At 66.2% G+C, this 15,970-nt stretch carries 14 protein-coding genes and 1 pseudogene; 8 read left to right on the plus strand and 7 right to left on the minus strand.

Features of this window, described 5'->3' with window-relative positions:
- Window positions 1-14: 14 nt before the first annotated feature.
- From QW861_RS05885 to QW861_RS05915, 7 genes and pseudogenes are all read right to left on the minus strand, one after another.
- Window positions 15-992 (minus strand): ABC transporter permease, encoded by a 978-nt coding sequence (locus QW861_RS05885; protein ID WP_316169848.1) that lies wholly within the window; start codon window positions 990-992, stop codon window positions 15-17.
- Window positions 989-1,939: an ABC transporter permease gene (locus QW861_RS05890; RefSeq protein WP_315713513.1), complete on the minus strand. Its 951-nt coding sequence runs from the start codon at window positions 1,937-1,939 to the stop codon at window positions 989-991. The genes QW861_RS05885 and QW861_RS05890 overlap by 4 nt, the downstream gene beginning before the upstream one ends.
- Window positions 1,932-3,455, minus strand: coding sequence for a sugar ABC transporter ATP-binding protein (locus QW861_RS05895; protein ID WP_316165907.1), 1,524 nt, complete (start codon window positions 3,453-3,455; stop codon window positions 1,932-1,934). Before QW861_RS05895 ends, QW861_RS05890 begins: the two co-directional genes overlap by 8 nt.
- Entirely contained in the window at window positions 3,452-4,846 is a 1,395-nt protein-coding gene (locus QW861_RS05900; RefSeq protein WP_316166180.1) for an FAD-linked oxidase C-terminal domain-containing protein, read from the minus strand. Before QW861_RS05900 ends, QW861_RS05895 begins: the two co-directional genes overlap by 4 nt.
- Window positions 4,847-4,910: 64 nt before the next feature.
- On the minus strand, window positions 4,911-5,795 hold the full coding sequence (locus tag QW861_RS05905; RefSeq protein WP_316192816.1) for an intradiol ring-cleavage dioxygenase: 885 nt from the start codon (window positions 5,793-5,795) through the stop codon (window positions 4,911-4,913).
- 13 nt (window positions 5,796-5,808) lie between these two features.
- A pseudogene (locus QW861_RS05910) lies at window positions 5,809-6,711 on the minus strand (NAD(P)-dependent oxidoreductase); the annotation flags it as partial.
- Between the two features lie 68 nt (window positions 6,712-6,779).
- Window positions 6,780-7,106, minus strand: a complete 327-nt coding sequence (locus QW861_RS05915; protein ID WP_315713510.1) for a Dabb family protein — start codon at window positions 7,104-7,106, stop codon at window positions 6,780-6,782.
- Window positions 7,107-7,223: 117 nt separating this feature from the next.
- Here QW861_RS05915 and QW861_RS05920 point away from each other — a divergent pair, with 117 nt between their 5' ends.
- The 8 genes from QW861_RS05920 (at window position 7,224) to QW861_RS05955 (ending at window position 15,846) form a co-directional block, all read left to right on the plus strand.
- Complete coding sequence (locus tag QW861_RS05920; protein WP_315752365.1) at window positions 7,224-8,153, plus strand: LysR family transcriptional regulator; 930 nt, start codon at window positions 7,224-7,226, stop codon at window positions 8,151-8,153.
- Between the two features lie 949 nt (window positions 8,154-9,102).
- Window positions 9,103-10,113: a phosphate ABC transporter substrate-binding protein PstS gene (gene pstS / locus QW861_RS05925; RefSeq protein WP_315713508.1), complete on the plus strand. Its 1,011-nt coding sequence runs from the start codon at window positions 9,103-9,105 to the stop codon at window positions 10,111-10,113.
- A gap of 97 nt (window positions 10,114-10,210) precedes the next feature.
- Window positions 10,211-11,209, plus strand: coding sequence for a phosphate ABC transporter permease subunit PstC (gene pstC, locus QW861_RS05930; protein ID WP_315713507.1), 999 nt, complete (start codon window positions 10,211-10,213; stop codon window positions 11,207-11,209).
- Between the two features lie 3 nt (window positions 11,210-11,212).
- Window positions 11,213-12,094 (plus strand): phosphate ABC transporter permease PstA, encoded by an 882-nt coding sequence (pstA, locus tag QW861_RS05935; RefSeq protein WP_315713506.1) that lies wholly within the window; start codon window positions 11,213-11,215, stop codon window positions 12,092-12,094.
- A complete protein-coding gene (gene pstB / locus QW861_RS05940) occupies window positions 12,091-12,912 on the plus strand; it encodes a phosphate ABC transporter ATP-binding protein PstB (RefSeq protein WP_315713505.1) in 822 nt (273 codons plus the stop codon). The genes pstA and pstB overlap by 4 nt, the downstream gene beginning before the upstream one ends.
- Before the next feature lie 30 nt (window positions 12,913-12,942).
- Window positions 12,943-13,659 (plus strand): phosphate signaling complex protein PhoU, encoded by a 717-nt coding sequence (gene phoU / locus QW861_RS05945; RefSeq protein WP_315713504.1) that lies wholly within the window; start codon window positions 12,943-12,945, stop codon window positions 13,657-13,659.
- A 16-nt stretch (window positions 13,660-13,675) separates the two neighbouring features.
- Window positions 13,676-14,383, plus strand: coding sequence for a phosphate regulon transcriptional regulator PhoB (phoB, locus tag QW861_RS05950; protein ID WP_315713503.1), 708 nt, complete (start codon window positions 13,676-13,678; stop codon window positions 14,381-14,383).
- A 146-nt stretch (window positions 14,384-14,529) separates the two neighbouring features.
- Window positions 14,530-15,846: a trypsin-like serine protease gene (locus tag QW861_RS05955; RefSeq protein WP_315713502.1), complete on the plus strand. Its 1,317-nt coding sequence runs from the start codon at window positions 14,530-14,532 to the stop codon at window positions 15,844-15,846.
- Window positions 15,847-15,970 lie beyond the last annotated feature (124 nt).

Raw genomic sequence — 15,970 nt, forward strand, 5'->3', positions numbered from 1 at the left:
GTTGTCTTCCAGGTTCATTGCGCCCGGCGCCGGGTCTTCATGTCGAGCCAGACGGCGACGATCACGATGATTCCGGTGACGAGCGGCTGCCAGTTGGCGCTGATCGCGAGCAGGTTCATGCCGTTCAGCACCAGCGTCAGGATCAGGGCGCCGATGAAGGTGCCGAACACCGTGCCGACGCCGCCGAACAGCGAGGTGCCGCCGATCAGCACCGCGGCAATGGCCGGCAAGGTCAGGCTCTCGCCGATGTCGGCTTCGGCGGAGTTGAGCCGCGACAGGAAGATGATGGAGGCGAGCCCGGCCATGGTGCCGGAGACGGTGTAGACGAGCAGCAGCCGGCGCGCGACCGGAATGCCGGACAACCGGGCCGCGACCGGATTGGCGCCGATGGCGTAGATCTCCTGGCCCCAGATCGTGCGTTGCGCGAAGAACGATCCGATCGCGAGAAACACCAGCAGCAGATAGACCGGGATCGGCAGCCCGAGCAGATAGCCGCTGCCGATCTGGCGGAAGCCCGCGGGAAAGCCGTGGATCGTCTCGCCCGCCATGTACCAGTAGGTGACGCCGTTCAGCACCCAGAGCATGCCGTAGGTGGCGATGAAGGAGGGGATGCGCAGCGCCGTGACCATGAAGCCATTGAGGAAGCCGACGCTGCCGCCGGCGAGCAGCCCGGTCAGGATCCCGAGTGCGGGCGAGCCGGTCTGATGGATCACGGTGCCGGCGAGACACGCCGACAAGGCAACGTTGGCGCCGACCGACAGATCGAGGCCGGCGGTCAGCACCACCAGGGTGAGGCCGGAGGCGATGAAGAAGGTCAGGCTCGCCTGCCTGAGCACGTTGAGGATGTTGCCGAGGCTGAGGAAGGAGTCGCTCAGCACGGTCAGCGCCGCGCAGATCAGCAGCGCGGCGAGCATCCGATAGAACACCTGCGCGGCGTTCTGCGACAGGAGCGAGCGCGGCGGCGGCAGCGTGTCCTTGGCGATGTCGGTCATGACCGGCTCCGCAGGCCGTCGAGGAACATCGCGATGATGACCAGCGCGCCGACGCTCGCGACCTGCACCGAGGACGGCAGCGATACCAAATTGAGTCCGTTGCGCAGCACGCCGACGGCGACGACGCCGAGCACGGTGCCGAGCAGCCAGCCATTGCCGCGCTCGAACGAGGTGCCGCCGACCGCGACCGCCGCGATGGCGTCGAACTCCATCCCGAGCCCTGCGGTCGGATGTCCCGAATTCATCCGCGCGGTCATCAGCAGACCGGCGATGCCAGCCATCGTGCCGCCGATCGCGTAGACCGCGATCAGGAGTCGTGTCGGCGACAGGCCGGCATAGCGCAGCGCCTCGCGATTGCCGCCGAGCGCGAAGATGTAGGTGCCGAACCTGGTGTGATAGAGCAGGCCGTGAAACGCAGCGTAGGTCAAAAGCCCCATCACGATCGGCACGGGGATGCCGAGCAGCGTCGCCGAATAGATGTCGCGCACGCCGTGGGGAATGCCGACCACGCTCTGGCCGTCGCTCACGATCAGCGACAGGCCCTGCGCCATGCCGAGCGTGGCGAGGGTGGCCACGAACGGCGGAATCCCGACGATCGCGACCAGCCAGCCATTGACGGTGCCGAACGCCGTGCCGACCAGCACCGCGGCGCCGAGGCCCAGCAGCACGGACTTGGTCGCGAGCGAGACGATGGCGACGCAGAGCGAGGTCAGCGTCAGCACCGCGCCCATCGACAGGTCGAGCCCTTCGGTCATGATGATCAGGGTCATCGGCAGCGCGAGCATGGTCAGGATCGTCGACTGCACCAGCACGTTGGACAGGTTCGCGGCCGACAGGAAGCCCGGCGCGATCGCGCCGAACAGCGCGATCAACAGCACCAGCACGATCGCCACGCCCGGGATGCGCTGCAGCGTTCGGAGCGGCGCGACGATGGTGGCGTCACTCATCATGCATCCCCAGTCGCACGATATTCTCCTCGGTCAGCTCGCTGCGCGCCAGGTGCCCGGCGATGCGGCCTTCGCGCATGACATAGGCGCGGTCGCAGACGTGGCAGATCTCGATCTGCTCGGACGAGATCATCAGCGCGGCCGCGCCATCGGCGACCAGCCGGTCGATCAGCGCGAAGATCTCGGACTTGGCGCCGACGTCGATGCCGCGCGTCGGCTCGTCGAAGATGAACAGCCTGGCGCCTGCCGCCAGCCACTTGCCGATCACGACCTTCTGCTGGTTGCCGCCCGAGAGCAGGCCGACCGTCTGCCGCGCATTCGGTGTTGCGATGCGCAATTGCCGGATCAGCCCGTCCGCCGTGCGCTGTGCGCCGCGGGGATCGTAGAGCCCGCTGGGAAACAGCTTCTTCAGCGCCGAGACCACGAGGTTGTCGCCGACCGAGCGCAGCAGCGCCAGGCCCTCGCTCTTGCGGCTCTCGGGGATCAGCGCGATGCCGCGGCGGGCCGCGATGTCGGGCTCGCCCGCGATCGGCCTGCCGTCGAAGATGATCTCGCCTTCGCTGACGGGATCGGCGCCGAAGATCGCGCGCGCCACCTCGGTGCGGCCGGAGCCGACGAGGCCGCACAGGCCGACGATCTCGCCCCGCCGCACCTCGATGTTGATGTCGGCGATCCCGGTTGTGGCGCTCAGTCCCTTGACCTCGAGCAGCAGCTCGCCGGGTGCTTCCGCGAACTGGCGCGGATAGGTCATGTCGACATTGCGGCCGACCATCATGCGCACGAGCTGGTCGGGCGTGACGTCGGCGGGGCTGACATCGCCGATGCGGCGGCCGTCGCGCAGCACGGTGATGCGGTCACCAAGCGCGAACACCTCGGCCATGCGGTGCGAGATGTAGACGATCGCCACGCCGTCCGCCTTGAGCCGTCGGATCAGCGCGAACAATAGCTCCGCCTCGCGGTCGGACAACGCCGCCGTCGGCTCGTCCATCACCAGGATCCGCGCATTCTGGCTGATCGCTTTCGCAATCTCGACCATCTGCTGCTGCGCGACGCCGAGCGTGTCGACGATGACAGAAGGATCGATGTCGAAGCCGATGCTGTCGAGCACGCGCTTGGCGTCGGCCAGGATCTTGCGGCGGTCGATGGTGCCGGGCAGGCGGCCCTTCGGCTCGCGGCCGAGATAGATGTTCTGCGCGATGTCGAGGAATGGCACCAGCGAGAATTCCTGGAAGATCACGGCGATGCCGAGGTCTTGCGCATCGGCCGTCGAGGCGATCGCAACCTTCTTACCCTTGTAATAGACCTCACCCGCATCGGCGCTATAGGCGCCGCACAGGATCTTCATCAGGCTGGATTTGCCGGCGCCGTTCTCGCCGAGCAGCATGTGGACTTCGCCCGGGTAGATCGCAAACGAGACGTCGTCCAGCGCCTTGACGCCGGGAAACGTCTTGCTGATCCCGCGCAGCTCCAGCAGCGGCGCAGGCGATGGGGATGCGATGGCGGCTGCGGCGCTCATGCCTGCGCTCCGCCGGCGAAGATCTTGCCCGGATTCATCAGGCCATCCGGATCGAGCGCGGCCTTGATGGCGCGCATCACCGCGACGGCTTCGCCGAGCTCGTCCTCGAGATAGTCGACCTTTCCGAGGCCAATGCCGTGCTCGCCGGTGCAGGTGCCGTCCATCGCGATCGCGCGCGCCACCATACGGGCCTGCAGCGCCTTGGCGCCGGCGAGCTCGCTTTCATCGCTTGGATCGATCAGGATCAGCATGTGGAAATTGCCGTCGCCGACATGGCCGACGATCGGTGCGAGGAAGCCGTTGGCGTCGGCGTCCCGGCGCGTTTCGGTAAGGCATTCGGCCAGCCGGGAGATCGGCACGCAGACATCGGTGATGACGGCGCGGGCGCCCGGCCGCAGGCCGAGGCCGGCGTACAGCGTATTGTCGCGGGCGTGCCAGAGCCGGCTGCGGTCCTCGGCCGCCTTGGCCCAGGCGAAGCCGCGGCCGCCATGCTCGATCGCGATCGCCTCCGCCGTCTGCGCCTGCTCGGCGACGGCGGCCTCGGAGCCGTGGAATTCCAGGAACAGGGTCGGCGTCTCCTGATAGCCGAGCTTCGAATAGGCATTGATGCCGCGCATCATGACGTCATCGACGAGCTCGATGCGGGCGGCGGGGACGGCCGACTGGATCAGCGCGATCGCTGTGTCGACCGCGTCGTGCAAAGTCGGGAAGCTGCAGGTTGCGGCCGAGATCGCCTGGGGCAGGGGATGCAGCTTCAGCGTGATCTCGGTGATCACGCCGAGTGTCCCCTCCGATCCGACGAACAGCCGTGTCAGGTCGTAGCCGGCGGCGGATTTGCGCGCACGCTTCGCGGTGTGGATCACCCGGCCGTCGGCCAGAACCACCTCCAATGCGAGGACGTTGTCCTTCATGGTGCCGTAGCGCACCGCCATGGTCCCGGAGGCACGGGTCGAACTCATGCCGCCGATCGAGGCGTCGGCGCCGGGATCGATCGGAAAGAACAGGCCGGTCGTGCGCAGCGCCGCATTGAGCTGCTTGCGGGTGATGCCGGGCTGCACCACGACGTCCATGTCGGCGTCATGCACGGCCAGCACCTTGTTCATGCGGGCGAAGTCGAAACAGACCCCGCCCGCGACAGCCGCAGCGTTGCCTTCGAGCGACGTGCCGGCGCCGAACGGCACGATCGGCGTGGCAGCCTCGGCGCACAGCCTGACGATGTCGGCGACCTCCTGCGTCGTCTCGGGAAACACGACGATGTCGGGCGGCATCGCCGGATAGTACGACTCGCTCCGGCCGTGCTGATCCAGCACGCCCCGCGCGAGACTCGCGCGTGGCCCGATCAGGTTCGAAAGCCGCTCGGCCAATGCGCCGGTGCCGACCCGCAACTCCATCATTCCTCCCGTCCGCTTCCTCGACGATGACAGGACTCTTGACGGTCCTTGTCGTCCGCTCAGCTCAAACCTGATTGGCGCGCTCCGCAAGCCGTTTCAGGCCGAAATCATAGTTGAGATGGAAATATCCCTGCGCCACCATGCGGCCATCTGGCGCACGGCCCGGCGGGCAGCGCGTGAAGTCGCGGATCAGGCTGTCCTTGACGCCGAACACGACGTCGGAATCGAGATACTGGTCGCCGGCCACGAACACATGCGTCACCAGCCGCTCGAAGCCGGGCGCCGAGATCATGAAATGCACATGCGCCGGCCGCCACGGATGCCGGCCCTGCGCCGTGAGCATGTCGCCGACCGGCCCGTCGTTGGGGATCGGATAGGCGGCGGGCTTGATCGACCAGAAATGGAAGCGGCCGTCGGCGTCGGTGTGGAAGCGCGCGCGCATGGCGAGATCGCCGATCTGCTCGAGCCGCTGCACGTCGTAATAGCCGTCGTCGTCGGAGTGCCAGACGTCGACCACGGCGCCTGCCAGCGGCGCGCCGTCCGCGCTCGACACCGAGCCGGTCACCAGCAGCGGATCGCCTTTCATCGGGCCCGCGATATCGTCGCCGTTGGCGCGTTCTGGCGCCGCCTGGACGAAGAAGGGGCCGAGCACCGTGGTCTCGGTGGCGCCTTCCGGCACCGGATGATTGATGGCGTCGACCAGCATCGAAACGCCGAGCGTATCCGACAGCAGGATGAACCCCTGGCGCTTGTCGTCGCACATCTGGCCGGTGCGGGTCAGGAAGTCGATGCCGTATTCCCATTCCTGCTGGGTCGGACGGACCTCGCGCACGAAGGCATGGAGATGCCGCACCAGCGCCTCGCTGACCTGTTTGATCCGCGCATCACGCGCGCCCGCCAGGCGTTCGAGCACGGCATCTGTGATCGTGGTCTCGTTGAAGTTGCGCAAGAGGCGGCTCCTTTCAGAGAGGCTCGCCGAGCCCGGACAGCCGCTCGACATGCCGGACGGTGGCGAGGAAGTCGGTGTCGGCATCGCCTGACGCGATCAGCGCGCCATAGGTCTCACGGACCTGCGCCGCGAGCTGCAGCGGCACGCCGACGGCATGGCCGGCGCCGAGAATCAGATCGAGATCCTTGGCCATCTGCGCGCAGGAGAACGTCGCGGCAAAGTCGCGCGCCAGCAGCGGCGCGGTCTTGTACTTCACCATCGGCGAGGCGACTGCGCTGTCATGCAGCACCTGCAGAATGTCGGGCCAGGCGATGCCGCCCTTGCGTGCGAGGGCGAGGCTTTCGGCCATCATCGCCGCCGTCGTCGCGATCATCAGGTTGACGGCGAGCTTGGCGTAGCGCGCCTCTTCCGCCGCGCCCAGATAGGTCTGCGCGCGCGTGAAGCCGGCCAGCACCGGCGTGATCAGGGTGAACGCCTCTCTTGGACCGGACACGAAGCACGTCAGCTCGCCGGTGTGGGCGATGCTGGCATTGCCTGAGATCGGCGTGCGCAGATAGGCGACGTCGCGGGCGTTGGCGGCGACAGCGACTGCGCTCGACGCGTCGACGCCGACGGTGCTGGTCTCGATCAGGATCGCGCCCGGCGCCATGACCGCGATCAGTCCGTTGCTGCCGAGCATCGCCGCGCGCAGTGCGGCGTCGTCGGGCAGCGACGAGATGACCACGGCATGGTCGCGCACCGCCTCCGTCGCGGACGACGCGGCGGCCATGCCGAGCGCACGTGCCTCATCGAGCCGGGCGGCGTTGGGATCGAACGCGGTGACGTCATAGCCGGCCTTGGCAAGCCGCGCCGCGATCGGCAGGCCGATCTTGCCGATGCCGATGAAGGCGAGGCGCTTATCAGGAAATGACATCGATGCCGTCCGTTGCTTGCTTCACGTGCCGGGCCCGCGGCCGGGCAGGCCGTCGAAGGTGAACGCCTCCGTCACGCGCGGGGCGCTGCAGCGATGGGATAATCGACCTGGAAGCGGCCGATCCTGAGGTCGCCGAGCTCCTCGCGCACGCGCAGGTGCTCGGGATGCGAGGCATAGGCCCGCAGCGCGGCGCTGCTGGCAAATTCGGAGAACAGGACGACGTCGCAGGCATAGTCGACGTCGCTGACATCGAGACCGACCTCGATGTGGGTCAGGCCGTCGATGCGGCCCTTGAGGCCCTCGAACAGGGTTTTGACCTTGAGCCGGGCCGCCGCGCGCTCGGCGGCCGTCTCGGCGCGCAGCCGCCACATCACGATGTGCCTGATCGGCCCCGTCATTCCAGCGTCCTCACCTGAGCTTTGTTCTTGGGCTTTGTTCTTGTCGGACGATTTTGCCTTGCAGGAAATGGAAATAAAGGACAAAAATTGTAACTCTGTTTTCCGCTTAGCGTAACAATGGACCGTCTGCTCCAACTCGAGGTGTTTTCCCGGACGGCCGAGCTGGGCAGCCTGTCCAAGGCCGCCGAGTCCTTACGGATGTCCAACGCCGCGGCGAGCCGGCATCTCAGCGCGCTGGAGGAACGGCTCGCGGTGCGCCTGATCGAGCGCAACACGCGCCGTCTCTGGCTGACCGAAGCCGGGCAGGAACTGCTGCAGCGCTGCGGCCCGCTGCTCAACGAGCTGGCCGAGGCCGAGGATGCCGTCAGCGATCGCGCGCTGTCGCCGCAGGGCATGCTGCGCGTCACCAGCTCGCTGTCGTTCGCGACGATCTATCTCGCGCCGATGCTGCCGGCGTTCCGCGCGATGTATCCGAAGCTGAACCTGCAGATCATCGCCGCCAACCGCTATCCGGATTTCATTGAGGCGGGCATCGACGTGGCGATCCGCACCCGCGAGCATGAGCCGGACTCGGGCATCGTCGTCCGTCGCATCGGGCAGATGCGGCGCGTGCTGGCGGCGGCGCCGTCCTATCTCGCGAGCCGTGGCTGTCCCGTCGTTCCCGGTGATCTCGTGCGCCACGACATGCTGATCTACAATCTTGCCAATGATCCGTATTCCCTGTCCCTGCGCAACGGCGCGACAGCCCAGAGCATTCGGATCGCGCCGACGCTCGACAGCAATGACGGCCAGGTGATCAAGGGGGCGGCGCTTGCCGGGCTCGGCATCCTGATCCAGCCGCTCTACATCGTGCAGAGCGACATTCTGGCCGGCAGGCTGGTGCCGGTCCTGCTCGACTGGGAGCTGCCGCTCTTGACGATGAACATCGCCTACCAGAACCGCGTCAGGCTTCCGGCCAAGATCAGGGTGTTCGCCGATTTCCTCGTCGACCACATCCGCGCCCATTCCGACCCGGGGATCTGGATCGAGCCGCCCAAGCCGGATTGAGCCGATGCCCGCGTGCGGGGGGAGGGCGGATCATGTTCTGAGAAAAATAATTATCTTGCTATTTTTCGGAAATCGTGGTCTCTTGCGTGCAACCCGCCTCGAGCAGAGGGACGTACGCGTCGTCACGAACGTGGAGGCGGGCTGCGATGGACGTGACGGCTGTGCCAGACGAGCGCAGGCGGCACGGACGGCGAAGTCGTGTGGTCCTGGCCTCTCGATGCTGAGGTCAAGTCCGTGGTCGTTGCTTGACGGCACGCGCGGGCGATGGGGGCAAGAAAGCCGATCCCCAGGGAGAGCACGAAGGACACCGTTAACACCGTCGCGCGGGGAAGGCCGGGTCTGTCCGGCTGTACCTGTGGTACCTGCCGCCTGCATTCTTTTGAGCAGGCGGGCCACGGGCCTCAGCCGAGGTCCGGCCTTCCTCGCGCCCTCTCGTTGTTCAGAGGGACACGACGAATGCATCACTCGGGTCTCACCAGCCGCGAGACGGCGAGATCGTGTCTCGTTGGCCAACGGCGCCAACCCAATCCTCATGGCGTCGTCCCGGACAAGCGCGCACCGCGTGCGCCGGTCCGGGACCGAAAACTCCAGGGAGGCGTGCGAGGCACGATGGTCGACCGATCCCGTCCGGCCACATCCGCCGGTGGCTATGGGTCCCTGCGCAAGGCCGGGACGACACCGAAAGGTGCGGCGGGCGACACGGGCAAAGGAGGCCCATCTTGATTGAGCGATGCTTGCGAAAGGCCAGGGGCGATGCCTCCCCGAACGACCGCCCTCGATCCGTAAAAACTCGGATGAAAATCTAAATACCTAGAATTATCAACGGCTTGTGACTGTCATCCGACTGTCATCGAACCTTTATAAAAGCCACACTGAGGCCCCGTAAAGCGGCCGGGGAAGCGCAATCGGGCGCAGATGGCGCTTCGCTTCCCAAGCATGGAGACCAGCTATGAATTTCATCAAAGCTATCGTCGCTGCCGGCTTGGTCGCCGCATCGACGTCGGCGTTCGCTGCCGACATCACCGGTGCGGGCGCGACGTTCCCGTTCCCGATCTATTCCAAGTGGGCCGACGCCTACAAGAAGGAGACCGGCAACGGTCTGAACTACCAGTCGATCGGCTCCGGCGGCGGCATCAAGCAGATCCAGGCCAAGACCGTCACCTTCGGCGCCACCGATGCGCCGCTCAAGGCCGAGCAGCTCGAGAAGGACGGCCTGGTGCAGTGGCCGATGGTGATGGGCGGCATCGTGCCGGTCGTCAACCTCGAGGGCGTGAAGCCGGGCGAGATGGTGCTGGACGGCGAGACGCTCGCCAACATCTATCTCGGCAAGATCACCAAGTGGGATGACGCCGCGATCAAGAAGCTGAACCCCAACGTCAAGCTGCCGTCCGACGCGATTGCCGTGGTGCGCCGCTCCGACGGTTCGGGCACGACCTTCAACTTCACCTACTACCTCTCCGAGGTCAGCGCAGACTGGAAGAGCAAGATCGGCTTCAACACCGCCGTCGAGTGGCCGGTCGGTGTCGGCGCCAAGGGCAATGAGGGTGTGTCCGGCAACATCGGCCAGACCAAGAACTCGATCGGCTATGTCGAGTACGCCTATGCCAAGCAGAACAAGCTCACCTACACCGGCATGATCAACAAGGCCGGCAAGACCGTGCAGCCGACCGTCGAGGCCTTCCAGGCCGCGGCCGCGAATGCCGACTGGGCCAAGGCCCCGGGCTACTACGTGATCCTCGCCAACCAGCCCGGCGACAAGTCCTGGCCGATGACGGCGGCGACCTTCATCCTGATGCACAAGGAGCCGGCCGACAAGGCGGCGTCCGGCGAAGCCATCAAGTTCTTCAAGTGGTCGTTCGAGAAGGGCGCCAAGATGGCTGAGGAGCTCGACTACATCCCGATGCCCGACAGCGTCGTGAAGCTGATCGAGAAGACCTGGTCGGCCGACATCAAGAGCTGAGCTGGACGTATCGAAAATCCCCCTCTCCCGGCCTCCGGGGGAGGGGCGCTACCGGGGTTGAGGCGTGTCCAAGGAACAGGGGGCAGAATTGGCAGAGATGGCGGTTCAGACCGAAGTCAGCGATATCGCGGCTGCTGCCGGCCCCTATGACCGGGCACGCGCGCTCAGCGCCTTCAAGCTCGGCGACGTGACCTTCTATTGGATCACGCGGCTGTCCGCGATCTCCGTCCTGTTGATCCTGGGCGGCATCATCCTGTCGCTCATCGTCGGCGCATGGCCGGCCATGAGAGAATATGGCTTCGAATTCCTGTGGACGCGGCGCTGGGCGCCGTCGGCCGATCCGCCGGTGCTCGGGGCGCTCGGCCCGATCTACGGCACCTTGGTCACGTCCTTCATCGCGATGCTGATCGCCATTCCGGTCGGTCTGGGCATTGCGATCTTCCTCACCGAGCTCTGCCCGCAATGGCTGCGCCGTCCGATCGGACTTGCCATCGAGCTGCTCGCCGGCATTCCCTCGATCATCTACGGCATGTGGGGCTTCTTCGTGCTGGGGCCGTTCCTGGCCTATACGTTCCAGCCGTTCATGATCAATCTCTGCGCCGGCATCCCCGTGCTGCAGGACATCTTCGCCGGTCCGCCGTCCTATCTCAGCCTGTTCAACGCCTCGCTGATCCTGGCGATCATGGTGCTTCCGTTCATCACCTCGATCTCGGTCGACGTGTTCAAGACGGTCCCGCCGGTGCTGAAGGAAGCCGCCTACGGGGTCGGCTGCACCACCTGGGAGGTCGTGCGCAGCGTCGTCATTCCCTACACCCGTGTCGGCGTGATCGGCGGCGTCATGCTGGCGCTGGGGCGTGCGCTCGGCGAAACGATGGCGGTGACCTTCATCATCGGCAACTCGTTCCGTATCTCATCCTCGATCTTCGCACCGGGCACCACGATCTCGGCCGCCATCGCCTCCGAATTCCAGGAGAGCGACGGGCTGCACCAGTCGAGCCTGATCCTGCTCGGCCTGCTGCTGTTCGTGCTCACGTTCTTCGTGCTGGCGAGCGCGCGGCTGATGCTCATGCGGCTCGAAGCCAAGGCGGGAAAATAAGCCATGTCCAGCGCTGACACGCTTACACTCGATGCGCCGGTCAATCCGATCTATGCGCGCCGGCGCCGCAGAGACATCGTGATCCGCGGCCTCTGCGTTGCTGCCGCGATGTTCGGCGTCACCTGGCTGGCGCTGATCCTGTTCACGCTGTTCTATAACGGACTCGCCGGCCTCAGCCTGCAGGTTTTTGCCGCCGACACGCCACCGCCCGGCTCCAGCGAAGGCGGCCTGCGCAACGCCATCGTCGGCTCCTTGATCATGACGATCATCGGCGTCGGCATCGGCGCGCCGCTCGGCCTGTTCGCCGGCACCTATCTCGCCGAATACGGCCGCAACGACCGCCTGACCTCGGTGATCCGCTTCATCAACGACATCCTGCTGTCGGCGCCCTCGATCATCATCGGCCTGTTCATCTATGGTGCGGTCGTGGTGCCGATGGGCGGCTTCTCGGCACTCGCGGGTTCCCTTGCATTGGCGGTCATCGTGATCCCGGTGGTGCTGCGCACCACCGAGGACATGCTGCTGCTCGTGCCCAACCCGCTGCGCGAGGCGGCGTCTGCGCTCGGCCTGCCGCGCTCGCTGGTGATCCGCCGCATCGCCTATCGGGCGGCGCGCTCGGGCCTCATCACCGGCGTGCTGCTGGCGACCGCCCGCGTCGCCGGCGAGACCGCGCCTCTGCTGTTCACCGCGCTGTCGAACCAGTTCTGGAGCCTCAACCTTTCCAAGACGATGGCGAACCTGCCCGTCACCATCAACAATTTCGTCCAGAGCCCTTATGCCTACTGGAAACAACTGGCCTGGAGCGGAGCCCTTCTCATCACTCTGGCCGTGCTCGCCCTGAACATCGGTGCACGCATTCTCGGCGCCGAGAGGAACACCAAATGACCGAACTGTCCGTCTCCGTCAGTCAGCCCAATCACGCTCTTCACGGCAAGGCGCTTCCGGATGCGCCGGCCAAGGTGACCGCGCGCAACCTCAACTTCTACTACGGCGACCATCATGCGCTGAAGAACATCAACCTGTCGCTGGGCACCAACCGCGTCACCGCGTTCATCGGCCCGTCCGGCTGCGGCAAGTCCACGCTGCTGCGCATCTTCAACCGGATGTACGATCTCTATCCGGGGCAGCGGGCGACCGGGCAGCTGATGCTCGACAACACCAACATCCTCGATCCCAAGCTCGATCTGAACCTGCTGCGTGCCCGGGTCGGCATGGTGTTCCAGAAGCCGACGCCGTTCCCGATGACGATCTACGAGAACATCGCCTTCGGCATCCGCCTCTATGAGAAGATCTCCAAGTCGGAGATGGACGACCGGGTCGAGAAGGCGCTGCGCGGCGGCGCGTTGTGGAACGAGGTCAAGGACAAGCTCAACGCCTCGGGCCTGTCGCTGTCCGGCGGCCAGCAGCAGCGGCTGTGCATCGCGCGTACCGTGGCGGTCCGGCCGGAGGTGATCCTGTTCGACGAGCCGTGCTCGGCGCTCGATCCGATCTCGACCGCCAAGGTCGAGGAGCTGATCCAGGAACTCGCCGAAAACTATACGATCGCCATCGTGACGCATAACATGCAGCAGGCGGCGCGCGTCTCCGACAAGACCGCCTTCATGTATCTCGGCGAGCTGATCGAGTTCGACGACACCAGCAAGATCTTCACCTCGCCGAGCGATCGGCGGACCCAGGATTACATCACCGGCCGGTTCGGCTGACGCCGACGACATTGTCTTCAGGAGATCATCATGGCCAGTGAACATACCGCCAAGGCGTTCGACAGCGATCTGCAGGACCTCACCCGTCTGGTATCGGAGATGGGCGGCCTCGCCGAGCGGCTGATCGTCGATTCCGTCGATGCGCTGGTGCGACGCGACATCGCGCTCGGCCAGAAGGTGGTCGCCACCGACGCCGAGGTCGACAAGCTGCAGCGCATCATCGAGGAGCGCGCCGTTCTCACCATCGCCCGGCGACAGCCGATGGCGGTCGACCTGCGCGAGATCGTCGGCGCGATGCGCGTGGCGACCGATCTGGAGCGCATCGGCGACCTCGCCAAGAACATCGGCAAGCGCGTCGCGGCGCTGGAGAGCGACTTCCATCCGCTGAAGCTGATCCGCGGGCTCGAGCACATGACCGATCTCGTGCAGTCGCAGGTCAAGACGGTGCTGGACGCCTATGCCGCGCACGATTTGCCGGCGGCGATGACGGTGTGGAAGGGCGATGAGGAAGTCGATGCCATCTGCACCTCGCTGTTTCGCGAGCTCCTGACCTACATGATGGAGGATCCGCGCAACATCTCGTTCTGCATCCACCTGATGTTCTGCGCCAAGAATATCGAGCGCATCGGCGATCACGCGACCAACATCGCCGAGACGGTGTTCTATATGATCGAAGGCCAGCAGATCATGGACAAGCGCCCGAAGGGCGACATGACGAGCTTCGCATCGACGATCCCCGGCAACTGAGAGAGACGGTTCAGACATGGGCGCCCGAATTCTGGTGGTGGAGGACGAGGAGGCGCTGACGACGCTGCTGCGCTACAACCTCGAGGCCGAAGGCTACGAGGTCGAGACAGTGGCGCGCGGCGACGAAGCCGACACGCGCCTGAAGGAGCGTGTTCCCGATCTCGTCGTGCTCGACTGGATGCTGCCGGGCCTGTCCGGCATCGAGCTGTGCCGCCGCCTGCGGGCGCGGACCGAGACCCGGCAGTTGCCGATCATCATGCTCACCGCACGCGGCGAGGAGAGCGAGCGCGTGCGCGGCCTCGCGACCGGCGCCGACGACTACATCGTCAAGCCGTTCTCGGTGCCGGAGCTTCTGGCGCGGGTGAAAGGCCTGCTGCGGCGGGCGAGTCCGGAGCGGCTGGCGACCGTGCTGTCCTATGGCGACATCGAGCTCGACCGCGAGAAGCGCCGCGTGGCGCGCTCTGGTAGGCCGATCGATCTCGGCCCGACCGAATACCGCCTGCTCGAGTTCTTCCTGGAGCATCCCGGCCGCGTGTTCAGCCGCGAGCAGCTGCTCGACAGTGTCTGGGGCCGCGACATCTACATCGACGAGCGCACCGTCGACGTCCATATCGGCCGCCTGCGCAAGCTGCTCAATCCCGGCCGCGAGCAGGACCCGATCCGCACCGTGCGCGGCGCCGGTTATGCGCTCGATGATCGCTTCGCCAAGAGCGAGCAGGTGTAAGGGGCGATCCGGCGTGAGGACGCAGCAGGTGTGAGACGCGAGGCGGCCCGATTGAGGAGATCGCGGTCCGCTTTCCGCCACGCCGCCGCCGTCTTGATCGTGTCTGCTTCGTGGCCGTCACGATGTTTCGGTCCCAGCGGACGCCCTTGATCAAGACCATCATCATATCTCTTGCCGTGCTGCTCGGCGGCGCGGCGGGCGCCACGGCCGCCGAGCTCGAAGACGCGGTCGCGGCGGCAGGCAACGGGCAGCATGCGGCGGCGATGCGACGGCTGCTGCCGCTGGCCGCCAAGGGCGATGCGCGGGCGCAGTTCGACGTCGGCTTCATGCACGCCTTCGGCTGGGGCCAACCGCGCAACCCCGCCGAGGCGCTGGCGTGGTACCGCAAGGCCGCCGATCAGGGGCTCGCCGTCGCGCAACACTATCTCGGCATCGCCTACGTCAACGGCGAAGGTGTTGCGAGCAATTACGGCGAAGCCGGCCGCTGGTTCAGCCGCGCCGCGGCGCAGGGCTTCGCCCAGTCGCAATACATGCTCGGCCTGATGCTGCTCGACGGCCGCGGTGTGAAACAGGACGTCGTGCAGGGCTATGCCTGGCTGGTGATGGCGGGCCGTAGCGGCGTGCGATCGGCCGGCCGCGACGTGCAGCGGGTCAAGTTGACCGAGCCGCAGCGCGTCCAGGCTCAGACTGCCATTGCGGCCTGGCGGCCGAAGCCGGAATCGGCGGAGGCCGGCATCGCCGCTCCGCGTCCGGAGCAACTGCTCGGGCTCGACCGTCACATCGGCGAGGTCGTCGATCCCACCTCGTGGCCGGCGTCGTCGATCGGCGTCGTCACCGTCGCGCAATACTCGACCGGCGGCTGGTGCACCGGCACGCTGGTCGCGCCGCGCGTCGTGCTCACCGCGGCGCATTGCGTGTTCAACGGCGTGGCGCAGGTCAGCCCCGGCAACGTCCGCTTCCTGGCCGGCATGAACAGGGGCACGCCGGCGGCATCGTCGGTCGCCGACAAGCTGATCGTGGCGCCCGATTTCGTCCCGACCCGGCACGACAGGTGGTCGCTCGACCGCTCGCCCGCCGATTGGGCATTGATCGTGCTGAAGGACGCGCTGCCGTCGAAGCCGGTCGCGGTCAAGGCGCTGACGCGCGAGGAATTGCAGGCTGCGACCTCGGCCGGAACCATCTCCGAGATCGGCTACGGCCAGGAGCGGCGCTATTCGCCGACCGGCCAGCGCAATTGCAGCGCCGGCATGACCAAGGACGGGATGCTGCTGACGGTGCATTGCCTCGCCAATTTCGGCTATTCGGGCTCCCCCATCATGGCCGAAGTCGGCGGACAGCCGGCCGTGGTCGGCATCTTCTCGGCGTTCCACGAGGAGACCCGGCTGATGTTCGCAGCCCCCGCGAGCCAGTTCGAGGCGGTCGTGCGGCGCGAGATCACGGCACAGAGTGCCTCGATGCGGTGAGCGAAGGAGGGGCGAGAGAAGAAGATGTCCCGCCGCTGGTCATGAACTGTGCGTGACTGGATAGCGGGTTGCCAAGCGAGAGGGCAATCCGGGAAGGGCCGCCCACGTTTTCCTGCAGCTTTTG

It is taken from the genome of Bradyrhizobium sp. SZCCHNRI1029 (assembly GCF_032487555.1).
In the GTDB taxonomy this organism is placed as follows: domain Bacteria; phylum Pseudomonadota; class Alphaproteobacteria; order Rhizobiales; family Xanthobacteraceae; genus Bradyrhizobium.

Coding starts and splice junctions, on each gene's coding strand:
- pstS (WP_315713508.1), top strand. CDS start 9,103: ATGAATTTCATCAAAGCTATCGTCGCTGCCGGCTTGGTCGCCGCATCG.
- QW861_RS05895 (WP_316165907.1), bottom strand. CDS start 3,455: ATGAGCGCCGCAGCCGCCATCGCATCCCCATCGCCTGCGCCGCTGCTG.
- pstA (WP_315713506.1), top strand. CDS start 11,213: ATGTCCAGCGCTGACACGCTTACACTCGATGCGCCGGTCAATCCGATC.
- QW861_RS05890 (WP_315713513.1), bottom strand. CDS start 1,939: ATGAGTGACGCCACCATCGTCGCGCCGCTCCGAACGCTGCAGCGCATC.
- QW861_RS05920 (WP_315752365.1), top strand. CDS start 7,224: ATGGACCGTCTGCTCCAACTCGAGGTGTTTTCCCGGACGGCCGAGCTG.
- phoU (WP_315713504.1), top strand. CDS start 12,943: ATGGCCAGTGAACATACCGCCAAGGCGTTCGACAGCGATCTGCAGGAC.
- pstB (WP_315713505.1), top strand. CDS start 12,091: ATGACCGAACTGTCCGTCTCCGTCAGTCAGCCCAATCACGCTCTTCAC.
- QW861_RS05900 (WP_316166180.1), bottom strand. CDS start 4,846: ATGGAGTTGCGGGTCGGCACCGGCGCATTGGCCGAGCGGCTTTCGAAC.
- QW861_RS05915 (WP_315713510.1), bottom strand. CDS start 7,106: ATGACGGGGCCGATCAGGCACATCGTGATGTGGCGGCTGCGCGCCGAG.
- QW861_RS05885 (WP_316169848.1), bottom strand. CDS start 992: ATGACCGACATCGCCAAGGACACGCTGCCGCCGCCGCGCTCGCTCCTG.
- phoB (WP_315713503.1), top strand. CDS start 13,676: ATGGGCGCCCGAATTCTGGTGGTGGAGGACGAGGAGGCGCTGACGACG.
- pstC (WP_315713507.1), top strand. CDS start 10,211: ATGGCGGTTCAGACCGAAGTCAGCGATATCGCGGCTGCTGCCGGCCCC.